The sequence below is a fragment of the Rhizobium sp. Root1334 genome (assembly GCF_001426665.1).
Classification (GTDB): Bacteria; Pseudomonadota; Alphaproteobacteria; order Rhizobiales; family Rhizobiaceae; genus Pararhizobium.
Window position 1 is genome coordinate 71,995 of the sequence record NZ_LMEY01000001.1, and the last position, 13,317, is coordinate 85,311.

The following is a 13,317-nucleotide window of genomic DNA, read 5'->3' on the forward strand; positions in this document are numbered from 1 at the left end:
ACGGAACTGTGACAGTCAATCGATTTCGCGTGTCTTTCCAAGGGTACTGAGCACTTCCAGAGCCAATGCCCGGTTGATGCGGCTGCCCCGCGCCAGCGCCAGATGATCCAGCCTTTCGACAATCGTCTGGGCGGATGCGAGCGAACGCTCCATGCGCGCAACGATATAGCTGATCAGCCGGTCATCAACAGCAAGCTGCCGGTCGGCCAGAAGCTTCACCAGAACCTGCGCCAGCAGCTCATCGTCCGGCTCGCCGATCTCGACGACGGTTGCCGCCTTCAGGCGCGAGCGCAGATCGGGCAGTTCCACCGGCCACGACATCGGCCAGAGCCGGCTGGTAATCAACAGACTGGTGCCGTTTTCGCGGACGCTGTTGATGACGTGGAACAGGGCGCGGTCATCAAAGCCTTGGCGGTCGGCATCCTCGAACAGAACCGGGCCGCCCGCCGCGAGCTCGGCAGCGTTGCTGCCAGCGGTTGGATGGATAGAAACCGCTTCGCTGTTTTCCCGCCAGATCGCCGCAAGATGCGATTTGCCCGACCCGACGGGGCCAGCCAGGATCACCACCGGCGATGGCCAGCGCGGCCAGCTGTCGATGATTGTCACCGCCGCCTTCAGGCGCTCGGATACGAGAAGATCGTCACGACCCGTCTGCGGTTCGTGCTCGAAAACGAGCGGCAATTGTTCGAACTTGCGGACCATACGCGTTACTCTGGAAGCTTGTGACTTTTGTGTTCGGGCTCGATCGTCAGAATATGACGGTGACCGTGGTAGAGCGTGCTGTCGAGATAACGGCCAATGCCAAAACGGACGAGCACACCGATGGCGGCAGCACAAGGGACCGCGACCAGCAACCCGACAAAGCCGAACAACGCCCCGAAGGCCAGCAGCGCGAACATCAGCCAGACCGGATGCAGGCCGACACTCTTACCGACCAGCCGCGGCTGTAGAATGTTGCCTTCCATGAACTGCCCGGCAAAAAAGATCGCTGCAATAATGACGATATGCAGGTAATCCGGCCAGAATTGGACAAGAGCCACACCAATGGCAAGCACAAGGCCAACCATCGACCCGACATAGGGAATAAAGCTGATCATGCCGGCAAACAGGCCGATCAACAGGCCGAAGTTAAGGCCGGCGAAGGATAGCGCGATACCGTAGAACAGGCCGAGAATGATGCAGAGCGATCCCTGCCCGCGCACGAAACCGGCGATCGTCGCATTCATGTCACGGGCGATCTGGCGCACGGTCGCGACGTGGTCACGCGGGATCCAGCTATCGACCCGCTCCACCATCCGGTCCCAGTCGAGCAGCAGATAAAAAGCGACGACGGGCGTGACGACGAATAGCGAGATGATGTCGAGCAGCGCCATGCCGGAGTTCCAGAGTTGCTGGAACAGTGTTCCCAGGAAACCTGCCCCCTGCTCGAGCAGCTTGGCGGAATTCTGCTTGATCGTATCCATCTGGCTGGAAATCCAGTCCGGCAGCCAAGCCGCGTCGGGACTGGTCAGGAAAGCCTGCAGCATCGAAATATAGCCCGGCATCTTCTGGATGAAGTCTGATGCCTGGGTGAACACGATCGGGATGATCACCACCAGCGACAAGGCGAAAACGACGATGAAGCCGATCAGGATGACGATCGTTGCCATCAGGCGGCTGAGGCCAATTCTCTCCAGCCGGTCGGCGACGGGATCAAGGAAATAGGCGAGCGCCATGCCGGCGATGAACGGCAGGAGAATGGTGGAGAACACCATGAGGAAAGCAATGAAGGCCGCAAGGAAAAGCAGCCAGAAGATGATCTGGCGCTGCAGCCCGCTGCCGCTCAATTTGTTGACCATACCGCTGTTCCGATGCCTTGCCGCCCGCGCCTCGCTGCGCCGCTTCTAGGGTTTGAGATAGGATGTGCCACCGACGATGGTCAAGCCTGCGGCGTAAAAGCCCGGCAATGGCGGGCAAAACATCAAAAAAGCGGGAGTAAACCGGGCAATATGCTTGCACTTGCGCCACCACCATGCCAATCGCAATCCAAATATGACGAGCCGGCGGAGATCAAGCCATGAGCGAGCCAGGAAAGAACGGTCTGACCTACAGCGATGCGGGTGTGGATATCGACGCCGGAAACCTTTTGGTGGAAAAGATCAAGCCGCATGTTCGCTCGACGCGGCGCCCCGGCGCCGACGGCGAGATCGGCGGGTTTGGCGGCCTGTTCGACCTGAAGGCCGCGGGCTTCAAGGATCCGGTCCTCGTTGCCGCCAATGACGGCGTCGGCACCAAGCTGAAGATCGCCATCGACGCCAACAAGCATGACACGGTCGGCATCGATCTCGTCGCCATGTGCGTCAACGACCTCGTCGTCCAGGGTGCGGAGCCCCTCTTCTTCCTCGACTATTTCGCCACCGGAAAGCTTGATCCCGACCAGGGTGCTGCCATCGTCGGCGGCATTGCGGCCGGTTGCCGAGAGGCAGGCTGCGCGCTGATCGGCGGCGAAACCGCCGAAATGCCGGGCATGTATGCTGGCGGTGACTACGATCTCGCAGGCTTTGCGGTCGGCGCTGCCGAGCGCGGCCAGTTGCTGCCGGCCGGTGATATCGCCGAAGGTGATGTCATTCTCGGCCTCGCCTCCTCCGGCGTTCATTCCAACGGCTACTCGCTGGTACGCAAGATCGTTTCGCTCTCGGGCCTTGCCTGGGACGCGCCAGCGCCGTTCGGCGAAGGTACGCTGGCTGATGTTCTCATGACGCCGACGCGCATCTACGTGAAGCCGCTGTTGAAGGCGATCCGTGAGACCGGCAAGCTGAAGGCACTCGCCCACATCACCGGCGGCGGTTTTCCGGAAAATATTCCGCGGGTGCTGCCGAAGCATCTCGCTGCCGAGATCGACCTTTCCGCCATCCAGGCCCCCTCCGTCTTCTCCTGGCTTGCAAAGACCGGCGGCGTTGCCGCCAATGAAATGCTACGCACCTTCAACTGCGGCGTCGGCATGATCGTCGTTGTGGCCGCTGAAGATGCCGATCAGGTCACGTCGGTGCTGAAGGCCGAAGGCGAGACCGTCTTTGCGCTCGGCCGCATGGTCGCCCGCGACGAAGGCGCCGCCGGCACGATCTACAAGGGCACGCTTACTCTATGAACGACACGGTGAAAGCGGCCCGCAAGCGAGCCGTGGTGTTCATTTCCGGCGGCGGCTCCAATATGCTGGCGCTGGTCAAGGCTGCCTCCGCACCGGATTACCCCGTCGAAATCGTTGCCGTCATTTCCGACAAGGCGGATGCGGGCGGGCTCGCCAAGGCCGCCGCTCTTGGTATTGCGACCTTCTCGTTTGTCCGGAAGGACTATGAAAGCAAGGACGCGCACGAAGCAGCGATCCTGTCGGCGCTGAAAACGCTTTCGCCCGACATCATTTGCCTGGCCGGCTACATGCGGCTGCTCACCGCCACTTTCATCAATGCCTATGAGGGCCGGATCATCAACATCCACCCGTCCCTGCTGCCACTCTTCCCCGGCCTGCACACGCATCAGCGGGCCATCGACGCCGGGATGACCGAGGCAGGCTGCACCGTGCATTTCGTCACCGAAGGCATGGACGAAGGGCCGGTAATCCTGCAGGCCAAGGTCCCGGTATTGCCGGGCGATACTGCCGACAGCCTCGCCGCCCGAGTGCTCGTCGAAGAGCACATGTCCTATCCGGCAGCGCTACGGCTGGTTGGCGAAGGCAAGGTGCGGATGGATGGTGATAAGGCGGCATCAGCGGCGGGCTGAGTTATCTCCGCCCGCGGCTTTATCCTGGCCCTCATGCACTGCTTGGATCTGCCGACTTCAATTTCCCTCTGTTCAGCATCGCCCACTGCAGCAGCATGATCGTCTTGCCGTCGCAGATCTCGCCACTGCCGATCATCGCCATGGCATCGGCAAGCGGGATTTCCAGGACCTCGATATCTTCGTCCTCATGCGCGGCACCCCCACCGTCTTCGGCGCGCACCGTTGCGTCGATGATGGCGACGAAGAAATGGACGGTTTCGGTGACCGCACCGGGCGACATGAACGCATGAAAGAGCGGCTGCACATCCGTCACCAGATAGCCGGTCTCCTCCATCACCTCGCGCTTGATCGCCTCGGCCGGATGGTCGCCGTCGAGCAGCCCCGCCGGTGTTTCCAGCAACCAGCCGGAATGAGCGTTGAGATATGCTGGGATGCGGAACTGCCGCACTAGAACGACGCTGTCACGCTTGGGATCGTAAAGCAGGATGGTGGCGCCGTTGCCACGGTCATAGACCTCCCGTTCCAGCTTTTTGGTGGTGCCGTTGGAGCCAGTATAGTTGAAGGTCACTTTGCGCAGGTGGTACCAGTTTTTCGATAGCGTCTCGTCCTTGAGGACGTCGACCTTCGCATTCTTAAATTTCGTCATTACCTGCTAATCCTTGCGCATCCATACGCGATTGTCATGAAAGGCCGCACCGCCATAAGGGGCTGCCGCATCGGCTCCGGTGAGAACGTTGATGCCCTCGCCATCCAGATGCGCATCATTGGGCCAGAGCCCTTCGGCAATGACGACGCCACGCCGTGCGCCGCCGCCAAGCTTGGCATGCAGGCGGATTTCGCCGCGCTCGTTGCCGATCCGCACGATATCGCCGTTAACAATGCCGAGGGCCTCGGCGTCATCGGTATGGATCATCGCTTCCGGGCGGACTTCCTTCTGCAGCGAGGACGGCGTTTCGGCAAAGGTCGAATTGAGGAAGGACCGGGCCGGCGAGGTCGCCAGCCGGAACGGATGGGTGGGTGTCGCAACCTCGATCAGGTCGACATGGTCTGGAAACTCGGGCAGCTCGGCATGCGGGCCGAAGACGCCGAGCGCCTTGGGCGGCCGGTTCGGCGCGGGTGTCCCGATCCAGTCTGCCTTGAAACGAAATTTTCCATCCGGATGGCCAAACCCTTGGACAAAATGCGCCGTCTCGAAATCCGGCTGGATATCCAGCCACTTGTCGCGCTTCAGCCCTTCGAAATCGGTGCCGTGGTTGACGAGGATATGGTCGATATGCTGACGCTCGGTAAGGCCGAAACCGGGCTTGTCCGCAACATCCAGACGCTTTGCCAGTTCCTCGATGACAAACAGGTTGGTGCGCACGGTCGATGGCGGCTCGACGACCTTGGGACCGAGCAGGATATGCTGATGACCGCCGCCGCGATAGAGATCGTCGTGCTCGAGGAACATGGTAGCCGGCAGCACGATATCGGCGACCTTGGCGGTATCGGTCATAAACTGCTCATGCACGGCAACGAACAGATCATCGCGCAGAAAGCCGCGCTTCACCAACCGCTGTTCCGGCGCGACATTGACCGGGTTGGTGTTCTGGATCAGCATCGCCGTGACCGGGCCGCGATGGCGCAACGCTTCCGCATCGCCGGTCAGCACCCGGCCGATCTGCGACTGGTCGAGCATGCGGATATCCGGGTCGAGCATGGCCGAGCCCATTAGTTCGCGCTTGTCGAATTTGAAGATATCGTTGTTGGTGTGGAACGCCCCACCGCCCTCGTATTGCCAAGAGCCGAGCACGGTCGGGACAGAAGCAGCCGCATGAATGGCGACCGCGCCATTGCGCTGACGGGTGAACCCATATCCCAGCCTGAAATAGGTTTTCGGGGTCGTGCCAACCAATTTGCCGAACGCCTCGATCTCGTCCACCGCAAGCCCGGTGATGTCAGAGGCCCATTGCGGCGTGCGCGTCTTCAGATGGTTTTCAAGCCCTGCCGGATCATCGGCGTATTTCGTAAGGTAGGCACGGTCGGCATAACCATCGCGGAAGGCAATGTGCATGACGGCGCAGGCGAGCGCCGCGTCAGTGCCGGGCTTCAGCACCAGCCCGATATCAGCCTGCTTGACGGTCGGGTTGTCATAGATGTCGATAACGACGATCTTGGCGCCGCGATCCTTGCGGGCCTTGATCGCATGGGTCATGACGTTGACCTGAGTCGCCACCGCATTGGTGCCCCAGATGACGACGCAATCGGATTTCGCCATCTCGCGCGGATCGGGGCCACGCAACGAACCAATCGCCATGGCCAGCCCGGTCCATGCCAGGTTGGTGCAGATCGAGCCGAAGAAACCGGAATACCTCTTGGCGTGACGCAGGCGGTCAATCGAATCGCGCTGTACCTGCCCCATCGTCCCGGCGTAGAAATAGGGCCAGACGGCCTCGGAGCCGTATTGCTGCTCGGCCTTGACGAACGCACCGGCAATCTCGTCGAGCGCATCGTCCCATGATAGCTGCTGCCAGTGGCCGTCGCCCTTAGCGCCCTTGCGGCGCTGCGGCACCATCAGACGGCCGGGATGATAGATGCGCTCCGAATAACGGGCGACCTTGGCGCAGATCACGCCGGCCGTATAGGTATTGGCGCTGGCGCCGCGCACCCGGCCGATCCGGCCTTCGGGAGACACATCGACCTCCAGCGCGCAGGCGGAGGGACAGTCGTGCGGACAGACAGTGTGGCCGACGGACTTTTCTGGTTTTATAGGGGTCGCAACGTTCATGGCTTTTCTATATGGCATCGCGAAAGGGTCTCACAGTCCCCTTGGCCATCCATTCCAATATTTCATCGGGACGTAAGGGACGCGAATGAATTACCGTCACATCTATCACGCCGGAAACTTCGCCGATGTCCTCAAGCATGCCGTGCTTGCCCGGCTGATCGTCTACATGGCGCAGAAGGACAAGGCATTTCGCGTGCTCGATACCCATGCCGGTATCGGCCTCTATGACCTGTCGAGCGAGGAAGCGCAAAAGACCGGCGAATGGGTCGATGGCATTGGCCGTATTCTCGACACGGACATTCCGGCCAAGGCAAAGGCCATTCTCGAGCCTTATCTCACTGCCATACGCGACCTCAACCCTGATGGCGGCCTGACGCTCTATCCCGGATCTCCGAAGCTAACCCGCATGCTGATGCGGCCGCAGGACCGGCTGTCGGCAATGGAGCTGCATCCCGACGACTACGAGACGCTGCGCCGCCTGTTCGACGGCGACTTCCAGAGCCGCATCACCGAACTGGATGGCTGGCTGGCGCTCGGCGCGCATCTGCCGCCCAAGGAAAAACGCGGCATCGTGCTGGTCGACCCGCCGTTCGAGATATCAGGCGAATATGAGCGGCTGGTTGACGGCCTGCACAAGGCTTACCGGCGCTTTTCCGGCGGCACGTTCTGCCTTTGGTATCCGCTGAAGCAAGGTGCGCCGATCGCCGAATTCCACACCGCGCTCAAGGCACTGGAAATCCCCAAGATGCTCTGCGCCGAACTGTCTGTCCGCAGCGACCGCGACACGACCGGGCTTTCGGGATCCGGTCTGATCATCGTCAATCCACCGTTCACGCTGAAGGGCGAACTGGATATCCTGCTCCCCTTCCTCAAGGACCGGCTGAAGCAGGATCGCCACGCCTCGGCCCGTGCCTTCTGGCTGCGCGGCGAGGAAGTGCTTGAACGAGACTGAGCAAGCGCGATTGAACAAGAGCGGGATTGAACGGGGCTTGACGGCCGGCGCGCAAGAGACGCAATCTGCGGTTCGCTGGGAGAGAGGATCATGACAGCCATGCTTGTGCGCACCGTCGTTTTCTCACTCGCCACGCTGGCATCTGGTGCAATGGTATCTGGTGCAACGGCGGCAAAAGCGTCCGATCATCTCAACTATGGCATGGCCCACGTCTCGGATGCCTGCGGAAGCCCCGGAGTACTCGACTTCATTACATCCGGCTTCGGCAGCCGGGCTGCAGATTATTTAAAAATGGATATCGCCATCGCCGAAATCCGCGACACCCGGCAAAAGCGCATTGAACTGCGCGACAAGACCCGACCGGTCCAGCGTGAATATTGCCGCGCCACCGCCATCACCAGCGACGGCGAAAAACGGGCGCTCTGGTATCTGATCGAGCGCGACTTCGGCTTTGCCGGTATCGGCTCGAATATCGAGTTCTGCCTGAGTGGCCTTGATCCCTGGTATGTTTACGGCGCGCAATGCGCGTCGTTGCGGTGACGGCTGCGATGCATCGTTTCCGTTGTGTGATTATTGCGCTTGCCGGCTTACTGGCACTTTCCGCGTGTAGCGGCGAGGAGAAATCCCCGCAGCCTAAAAAAGACGCGCCTGCTTCCGGCACTACTGCCGCCAACACGCCGATCATCGGCACGCCGGGCACCGGTACGCGTCAGAAAACGACTTCCGTACCGCTAGGCAGCGGTTTCGACTTCTATGTCCTGTCGCTGTCGTGGTCGCCAAGCTGGTGCCTGGACAACGATCCCTCGGGACGCTCGATGCAATGCGACCCGGACAACAACCACGGTTTTATCGTTCACGGGCTTTGGCCGCAGAACGAACGGGGATACCCGGAATTCTGCCGCACAAGGGAATCCGACCGTGTGCCGGATGCCCTTGGACGGCCCCTGTTCGACATCATGCCCTCAATGGGGCTGATCGGTCATGAGTGGCGCAAACACGGCTCCTGCTCGGGCCTGAGCCAGAAGGACTATTTTACCGTCCTGCGCGCTGCCCGCGAAAGAGTGGCGATACCGCAAAGTTTGCAGTCGGTCGGATCCAGCCAGCGAACAAATGCCGCGCAAATCGAGACGGCGCTGACATCGGCCAATCCGGGCCTGCGCAACGATGCGCTCGCTGTTACCTGCGCGTCCGGCCGCGTCGATGAAATCCGCATATGCTTCAACAAGGATTTGAGTTTCCGCGCCTGCGGCGAGATAGATCGGGCCGGCTGCAAGGCGAAAAACCTGGAACTTCCAGCTACCCCTTAGTTCACTCAAAAATTTGACTGTTCAACGAAAGAAAGCACGCATGAAAATCTACTCTTCCCCCACCTCGCCCTATTCCAACAAGGTGCGCATGGCTGCGCGCTACGCCGGTCTCGCTGCCGAAGGCGTCCTGACCGATACCAACGGCACCCCACAGGACCTGATCGCCAACAACCCGCTCGGTAAGATTCCGACATTGGTCACCCCCGATGGCAAGGCGATCTATGACAGCCGGGCAATCATGTACTTCATCGACCGCGAGACGAAGGGCAAGCTTTATCCGCGCAATGCGGAAAAGCGGACCGACGTGGAAATCCTGGAGGCGCTTTGCGACGGCATCTGCGACTGCCTGCTGGCGATCGTCTATGAAAAGCGCGTCCACCCGCCGGAAAAAATCCACCAGCCCTGGATCGACCGTCAGTGGGAAAAGGCAGGCCGCGGCCTCGACTATCTCAATGCCAACCTGCCGAAGACCGGCGCCAAGCTGCATGCGGGCCATTTCGCGCTTGCCGCCCTGTTGCGCTATATTGAAGTCCGGTTTGCCGGCGAGTGGCAGAAGGGCCGCCCGAAACTGAAGAACTGGCCGCAGAAATTCGAAAAGTTCTTCCCGGACTACGGACAGTTCAAAGCCTGACATGTCTACAAACTACTAATTTTAAATAACAAAAAGGCCGGATTTCTCCGGCCTTTTTGTCAGTCTTATCGCATGGATCAGAACTTGACGCCCATACCAACGCGAACACTGTGTTCGTCGTAGCCAGACGAAACCCGCCCGCCGCCAATACCGAAATCCTTCGAACCGTAGTCGGAGTAACGATACTCGACGCGTGCCGTGACGTTGTCGGTCACAAACGCTTCGGCACCGGCACCGGCCGTCCAGCCGATGAGCGTGTTCTTGTCCGAGCCGCCGCCATTAGCCGTTGCCTTGACGCTGCTTGCAGCAACACCGGCCGTACCATAGACGAGAACCGGGTTCAGGTCATAACCGACACGGCCGCGGACCGAACCGTTGACGCCCTGCTCCATGCGGCGTGCGCGGTTGCGGGTGTCGTTGTCGCCGTAGTTGATATCGGCTTCCGCACCGTAAACGATGTTACCGCTCTGCATGTTGTAACCGCCATAGAGGCCGCCGCCGAAGCCGGCAGCACCGCGTCCGCCGGTCGCGTCGTATTCGCCGCGGGCCCAGTTCGCCGTACCACCAACATAGGCGCCCGACCAGTTCTTGACGGCCGGTTCGTTGTATTCAGCAGCCGGAGCGGCCGGCACTTCGTCGATCGCATCAGCAGCCTGAACAGCGGAGAAGGCGATGAGGGATACGGCAGATGCCATGAGGGTGGTGATGAGAGTACGCATAAAAGTCTCCTTTACGAACCGATGTTCCGGACCCTCGCGGTCCTAAATTGATACATCGGGGAATTTGCAATTAACCCGCCCGGTTGACGGAGAAATTGACAATCAAATGCGGATTCTCAAGAGCCAAATTGTGAAATTTTAGTGGCACGACCATGGCTAAAATTCGATGTTGCTTCATCGCCACAGGGTAAATATTAACTAAAAAACAATATTAATAAAAAATATACTATAACATCTGAAAACAATTCAATTTAGCGCTTTTGCATTAATTTTTCCGAAACGAATGCGTGGGGCGGTTTCGCAATATTGGCGTGCCTCCTATATCCTTGCCGTATGCACACACACGAATCGCACGGCGGGACGCTGCCTTTGAAAACTGCATTGGTGACGGGTGGCGCCCGGCGCATCGGCAAGGCAATCGTTGAAGATCTGGCCGCGCACGGCTTTGCCGTGGCCATCCACGCCAATACGTCGCTTGCCGAGGCCGAGGCTCTGGCGGCGAACATCCGGGCGGCAGGTGGCAAAGCCGCGGCGATCGCCGCGGATCTGGCCGATACGGCCGCAGCGCAGACGGTCGTCGGCAAGGCAGTTGCCGCACTCGGGCCGATCGGTCTGCTGGTCAACAATGCATCCCTGTTCAAGAAGGACAGCCTCGACGAATTCGACGAAGCGGTCTGGGACCGGCATTTCGCCTTGCATGTCAAAGCACCATCGCTGCTGGCCCGCGACTTTGCCGCGCAACTGCCCGGCGGGAATTCCGGCCTGATCATTAATATCATCGACCAGCGTGTCTGGGCTCCAAATCCGAGATTTTATTCCTATATGTTGTCGAAATCAGCACTTCTGACGGCAACGGGAACGATGGCACAGGCTTTAGCACCGGCAATCCGCGTCAACGGCATCGGCCCCGGTCCGACATTGCCGAACGAACGGCAGGATAAGGAGGATTTCGACACACAGGTCGAGGCACTCATCTTGAAGCGTGGTCCCGCGCTCGACGAATTCGGCCGGACGATCCGGTTCCTGTTCGACACGCCGTCGATCACCGGGCAGATGATTGCGCTCGACGGCGGCCAGCACCTTGCCTGGGAAACGCCGGATATTTTGGAGATCGTGGAATGAACGGGCGCGTGTCCGGCGATGGCGGCATTCTCTATGATGAAAATGCCAGCGACGACGAAGACCTGATCGAGACGCCGGACGCGGCTGCGCCGGCGGCTATCGTCGACTGGGCGGAGACCAGCGCCATTCCCGACGGCTTGCGCGGCGCCGACCTGATCCAGGCCTTCGTCAAGCTTCTGCCCAACAGTCCCGGCGTCTACCGCATGTTCAACGAGGCGGGCGATGTGCTGTATGTCGGCAAGGCGCGAAGCCTGAAGAAGCGCGTCAGCAATTATGCGCAAGGCCGCCTGCATTCCAATCGCCTGACCAAGATGGTGCGCGAAACCGCCAATATGGAATTCGTCACGACGCGCACCGAGATCGAGGCGCTGCTGCTCGAAGCCAACCTGATCAAGCGCCTGCGGCCGCGCTTCAACGTACTTCTGCGCGACGACAAGTCTTTTCCCTATATCCTCGTCACCGGGGACAGCCGCGCACCGGCGCTGTACAAGCACCGCGGCGCCCGCAGCCGCAAGGGTGATTTCTTCGGTCCCTTCGCGTCGGCAGGCGCCGTCGGCCGTACCATCAACTCGCTGCAGCGCGCCTTCCTGCTGCGCACCTGCACCGACAGCGTCTTTGAAAGCCGCACCCGCCCCTGCTTGCTGCACCAGATCAAGCGCTGCGCCGCCCCCTGCACCCATGAGGTCAGCGACGCCGATTACGCAGAGCTTGTCACCGAGGCCAAGGACTTCCTGTCGGGCAAGAGCCAGGCGGTGAAGGCGACGATCGCCGCGGCGATGAGCGAAGCATCCGAAAACCTCGATTTCGAGCGGGCAGCGCTTTACCGCGACCGGCTGGCGGCGTTGTCGCATGTCCAGAGCCACCAGGGCATCAATCCGTCCGGCGTCGAGGAAGCCGATGTCTTCGCCATCCATCACGAAGGCGGCGTCTCCTGCATCCAGGTGTTTTTCTTCCGCACCGGCCAGAACTGGGGCAACCGCGCCTATTTCCCCAAGGCCGATCCGACACTCAGTTCCGCCGAGGTGCTCAGCGCCTTTCTGGCGCAGTTCTATGACGACAAGCCCTGTCCGCGGCAGATCCTGCTCTGTGAGACCGTCGAGGAACAGGAACTGCTGGCCGAGGCGCTCAGCGAAAAATCCGGTTACAAGGTCGCCATTCATGTGCCGCAGCGCGGCGAGAAGAAGGATCTGGTCGAGCATGCCGTTGCCAATGCGCGCGAGGCGCATGGCCGCAAGCTGGCCGAAACGGCCTCGCAATCGCGCCTGCTCGAAGGCTTTGCCACGACATTCAAGCTCGAGCGCATACCGCGCCGCATCGATATCTACGATAACTCGCACATCATGGGCACGAATGCCGTCGGCGGCATGGTGGTCGCGGGGCCGGAAGGTTTCGTCAAAGGCCAGTACCGCAAGTTCAACATCAAATCGACCGACATCACCCCCGGCGACGATTTCGGCATGATGAAGGAAGTGATGACGCGGCGGTTTTCACGCCTGCTCAAGGAAGAGGGAAAACCCGACCGCAACATCGAGATCGCCGAAGATGCGGCCTTCCCAGCCTGGCCAGACGTCATCCTGATCGACGGTGGTCAGGGGCAGATGACAGCAGTTCGCGCTATCCTGAAAGAATTGGATATCGAGGATTGCGTCGTTGCCATCGGCGTCGCCAAGGGTGTCGATCGCGAGGCCGGCCGCGAGCGGTTCTTCCCGCCGGGCGGCAGCCGCGACGGCTTCACTCTACCGCCGCGCGACCCCGTTCTCTATTTCATTCAGCGCATGCGCGACGAGGCGCACCGCTTTGCTATTGGCTCGCACCGGGCGCGGCGCAAGAAGGAGATGGTCAAGAACCCGCTCGACGAGATCGGCGGCATCGGCCCGACGCGCAAGCGCGCCCTGCTCCACCATTTCGGCACCGCCAAGGCCGTATCCCGCGCCGGCATCAACGACCTGATCGCCGTCGAGGGCATTTCGGAGGCGGTGGCACGGCTGGTCTACGACCATTTTCATGAGGATGGCACGAAGTAAGAATGGCGGGCGTGCTTGCCCGCCACCATTGCAAGTCCG

Annotated in this window: 13 protein-coding genes; 8 read left to right on the forward strand and 5 right to left on the reverse strand. The window is 60.6% G+C overall.

Going from position 1 to position 13,317, the window contains the following annotated elements; all coding sequences use genetic code 11:
• Positions 1–15 precede the first annotated feature (15 nt).
• Positions 16–702: a DnaA regulatory inactivator HdaA gene (hdaA, locus tag ASD36_RS00310; RefSeq protein WP_060502207.1), complete on the reverse strand. Its 687-nt coding sequence runs from the start codon at positions 700–702 to the stop codon at positions 16–18.
• 5 nt (positions 703–707) lie between these two features.
• Positions 708–1,838 (reverse strand): AI-2E family transporter, encoded by a 1,131-nt coding sequence (locus tag ASD36_RS00315; RefSeq protein ID WP_060502208.1) that lies wholly within the window; start codon positions 1,836–1,838, stop codon positions 708–710.
• A 218-nt stretch (positions 1,839–2,056) separates the two neighbouring features.
• Between ASD36_RS00315 and purM the strand changes: the two genes are divergently transcribed.
• Both purM and purN read left to right on the forward strand, forming a co-directional pair.
• Positions 2,057–3,127 carry a phosphoribosylformylglycinamidine cyclo-ligase gene (purM, locus tag ASD36_RS00320; RefSeq protein WP_060502209.1) on the forward strand — a complete coding sequence of 357 codons (1,071 nt, stop codon included), beginning with the start codon at positions 2,057–2,059 and terminating at the stop codon, positions 3,125–3,127.
• A gap of 8 nt (positions 3,128–3,135) precedes the next feature.
• On the forward strand, positions 3,136–3,756 hold the full coding sequence (gene purN / locus ASD36_RS00325) for a phosphoribosylglycinamide formyltransferase (RefSeq protein WP_060502242.1): 621 nt from the start codon (positions 3,136–3,138) through the stop codon (positions 3,754–3,756).
• Between the two features lie 31 nt (positions 3,757–3,787).
• Here purN and ASD36_RS00330 read toward each other — a convergent pair whose 3' ends face one another.
• Both ASD36_RS00330 and ASD36_RS00335 read right to left on the reverse strand, forming a co-directional pair.
• Positions 3,788–4,402 carry an NUDIX domain-containing protein gene (locus ASD36_RS00330; RefSeq protein ID WP_060502210.1) on the reverse strand — a complete coding sequence of 205 codons (615 nt, stop codon included), beginning with the start codon at positions 4,400–4,402 and terminating at the stop codon, positions 3,788–3,790.
• A gap of 6 nt (positions 4,403–4,408) precedes the next feature.
• Positions 4,409–6,541, reverse strand: coding sequence for a molybdopterin oxidoreductase family protein (locus ASD36_RS00335; protein ID WP_060502211.1), 2,133 nt, complete (start codon positions 6,539–6,541; stop codon positions 4,409–4,411).
• A 67-nt stretch (positions 6,542–6,608) separates the two neighbouring features.
• Between ASD36_RS00335 and ASD36_RS00340 the strand changes: the two genes are divergently transcribed.
• The 4 genes from ASD36_RS00340 (at position 6,609) to ASD36_RS00355 (ending at position 9,413) form a co-directional block, all read left to right on the forward strand.
• Positions 6,609–7,475 (forward strand): 23S rRNA (adenine(2030)-N(6))-methyltransferase RlmJ, encoded by an 867-nt coding sequence (locus ASD36_RS00340; RefSeq protein WP_060502212.1) that lies wholly within the window; start codon positions 6,609–6,611, stop codon positions 7,473–7,475.
• Between the two features lie 90 nt (positions 7,476–7,565).
• Complete coding sequence (locus ASD36_RS00345; RefSeq protein ID WP_060502213.1) at positions 7,566–8,015, forward strand: hypothetical protein; 450 nt, start codon at positions 7,566–7,568, stop codon at positions 8,013–8,015.
• An 8-nt stretch (positions 8,016–8,023) separates the two neighbouring features.
• Complete coding sequence (locus ASD36_RS00350) at positions 8,024–8,782, forward strand: ribonuclease (protein ID WP_060502243.1); 759 nt, start codon at positions 8,024–8,026, stop codon at positions 8,780–8,782.
• Positions 8,783–8,822: 40 nt separating this feature from the next.
• Positions 8,823–9,413 (forward strand): glutathione S-transferase, encoded by a 591-nt coding sequence (locus ASD36_RS00355; RefSeq protein ID WP_060502214.1) that lies wholly within the window; start codon positions 8,823–8,825, stop codon positions 9,411–9,413.
• A gap of 77 nt (positions 9,414–9,490) precedes the next feature.
• On the opposite strand, the gene ASD36_RS00360 is transcribed toward ASD36_RS00355, so the two are convergent.
• The gene (locus ASD36_RS00360) at positions 9,491–10,132 is read right to left on the reverse strand and encodes an outer membrane protein (RefSeq protein ID WP_060502215.1); all 642 of its coding nucleotides are present in this window, start codon (positions 10,130–10,132) and stop codon (positions 9,491–9,493) included.
• Between the two features lie 333 nt (positions 10,133–10,465).
• Between ASD36_RS00360 and ASD36_RS00365 the strand changes: the two genes are divergently transcribed.
• Positions 10,466–11,254: an SDR family oxidoreductase gene (locus ASD36_RS00365; protein ID WP_060503499.1), complete on the forward strand. Its 789-nt coding sequence runs from the start codon at positions 10,466–10,468 to the stop codon at positions 11,252–11,254.
• Positions 11,251–13,278: an excinuclease ABC subunit UvrC gene (uvrC, locus tag ASD36_RS00370; protein ID WP_060503500.1), complete on the forward strand. Its 2,028-nt coding sequence runs from the start codon at positions 11,251–11,253 to the stop codon at positions 13,276–13,278. Before ASD36_RS00365 ends, uvrC begins: the two co-directional genes overlap by 4 nt.
• The last annotated feature ends 39 nt before the right edge of the window (positions 13,279–13,317 follow it).

Excerpts from the sequence above, each read along its gene's own strand:
- ASD36_RS00360 (WP_060502215.1), bottom strand. The coding sequence starts at position 10,132 with ATGCGTACTCTCATCACCACCCTCATGGCATCTGCCGTATCCCTCATC.
- ASD36_RS00345 (WP_060502213.1), top strand. The coding sequence starts at position 7,566 with ATGACAGCCATGCTTGTGCGCACCGTCGTTTTCTCACTCGCCACGCTG.
- uvrC (WP_060503500.1), top strand. The coding sequence starts at position 11,251 with ATGAACGGGCGCGTGTCCGGCGATGGCGGCATTCTCTATGATGAAAAT.
- hdaA (WP_060502207.1), bottom strand. The coding sequence starts at position 702 with ATGGTCCGCAAGTTCGAACAATTGCCGCTCGTTTTCGAGCACGAACCG.
- ASD36_RS00330 (WP_060502210.1), bottom strand. The coding sequence starts at position 4,402 with ATGACGAAATTTAAGAATGCGAAGGTCGACGTCCTCAAGGACGAGACG.
- ASD36_RS00315 (WP_060502208.1), bottom strand. The coding sequence starts at position 1,838 with ATGGTCAACAAATTGAGCGGCAGCGGGCTGCAGCGCCAGATCATCTTC.
- ASD36_RS00340 (WP_060502212.1), top strand. The coding sequence starts at position 6,609 with ATGAATTACCGTCACATCTATCACGCCGGAAACTTCGCCGATGTCCTC.
- ASD36_RS00355 (WP_060502214.1), top strand. The coding sequence starts at position 8,823 with ATGAAAATCTACTCTTCCCCCACCTCGCCCTATTCCAACAAGGTGCGC.
- ASD36_RS00350 (WP_060502243.1), top strand. The coding sequence starts at position 8,024 with ATGCATCGTTTCCGTTGTGTGATTATTGCGCTTGCCGGCTTACTGGCA.
- purM (WP_060502209.1), top strand. The coding sequence starts at position 2,057 with ATGAGCGAGCCAGGAAAGAACGGTCTGACCTACAGCGATGCGGGTGTG.
- ASD36_RS00335 (WP_060502211.1), bottom strand. The coding sequence starts at position 6,541 with ATGCCATATAGAAAAGCCATGAACGTTGCGACCCCTATAAAACCAGAA.
- ASD36_RS00365 (WP_060503499.1), top strand. The coding sequence starts at position 10,466 with ATGCACACACACGAATCGCACGGCGGGACGCTGCCTTTGAAAACTGCA.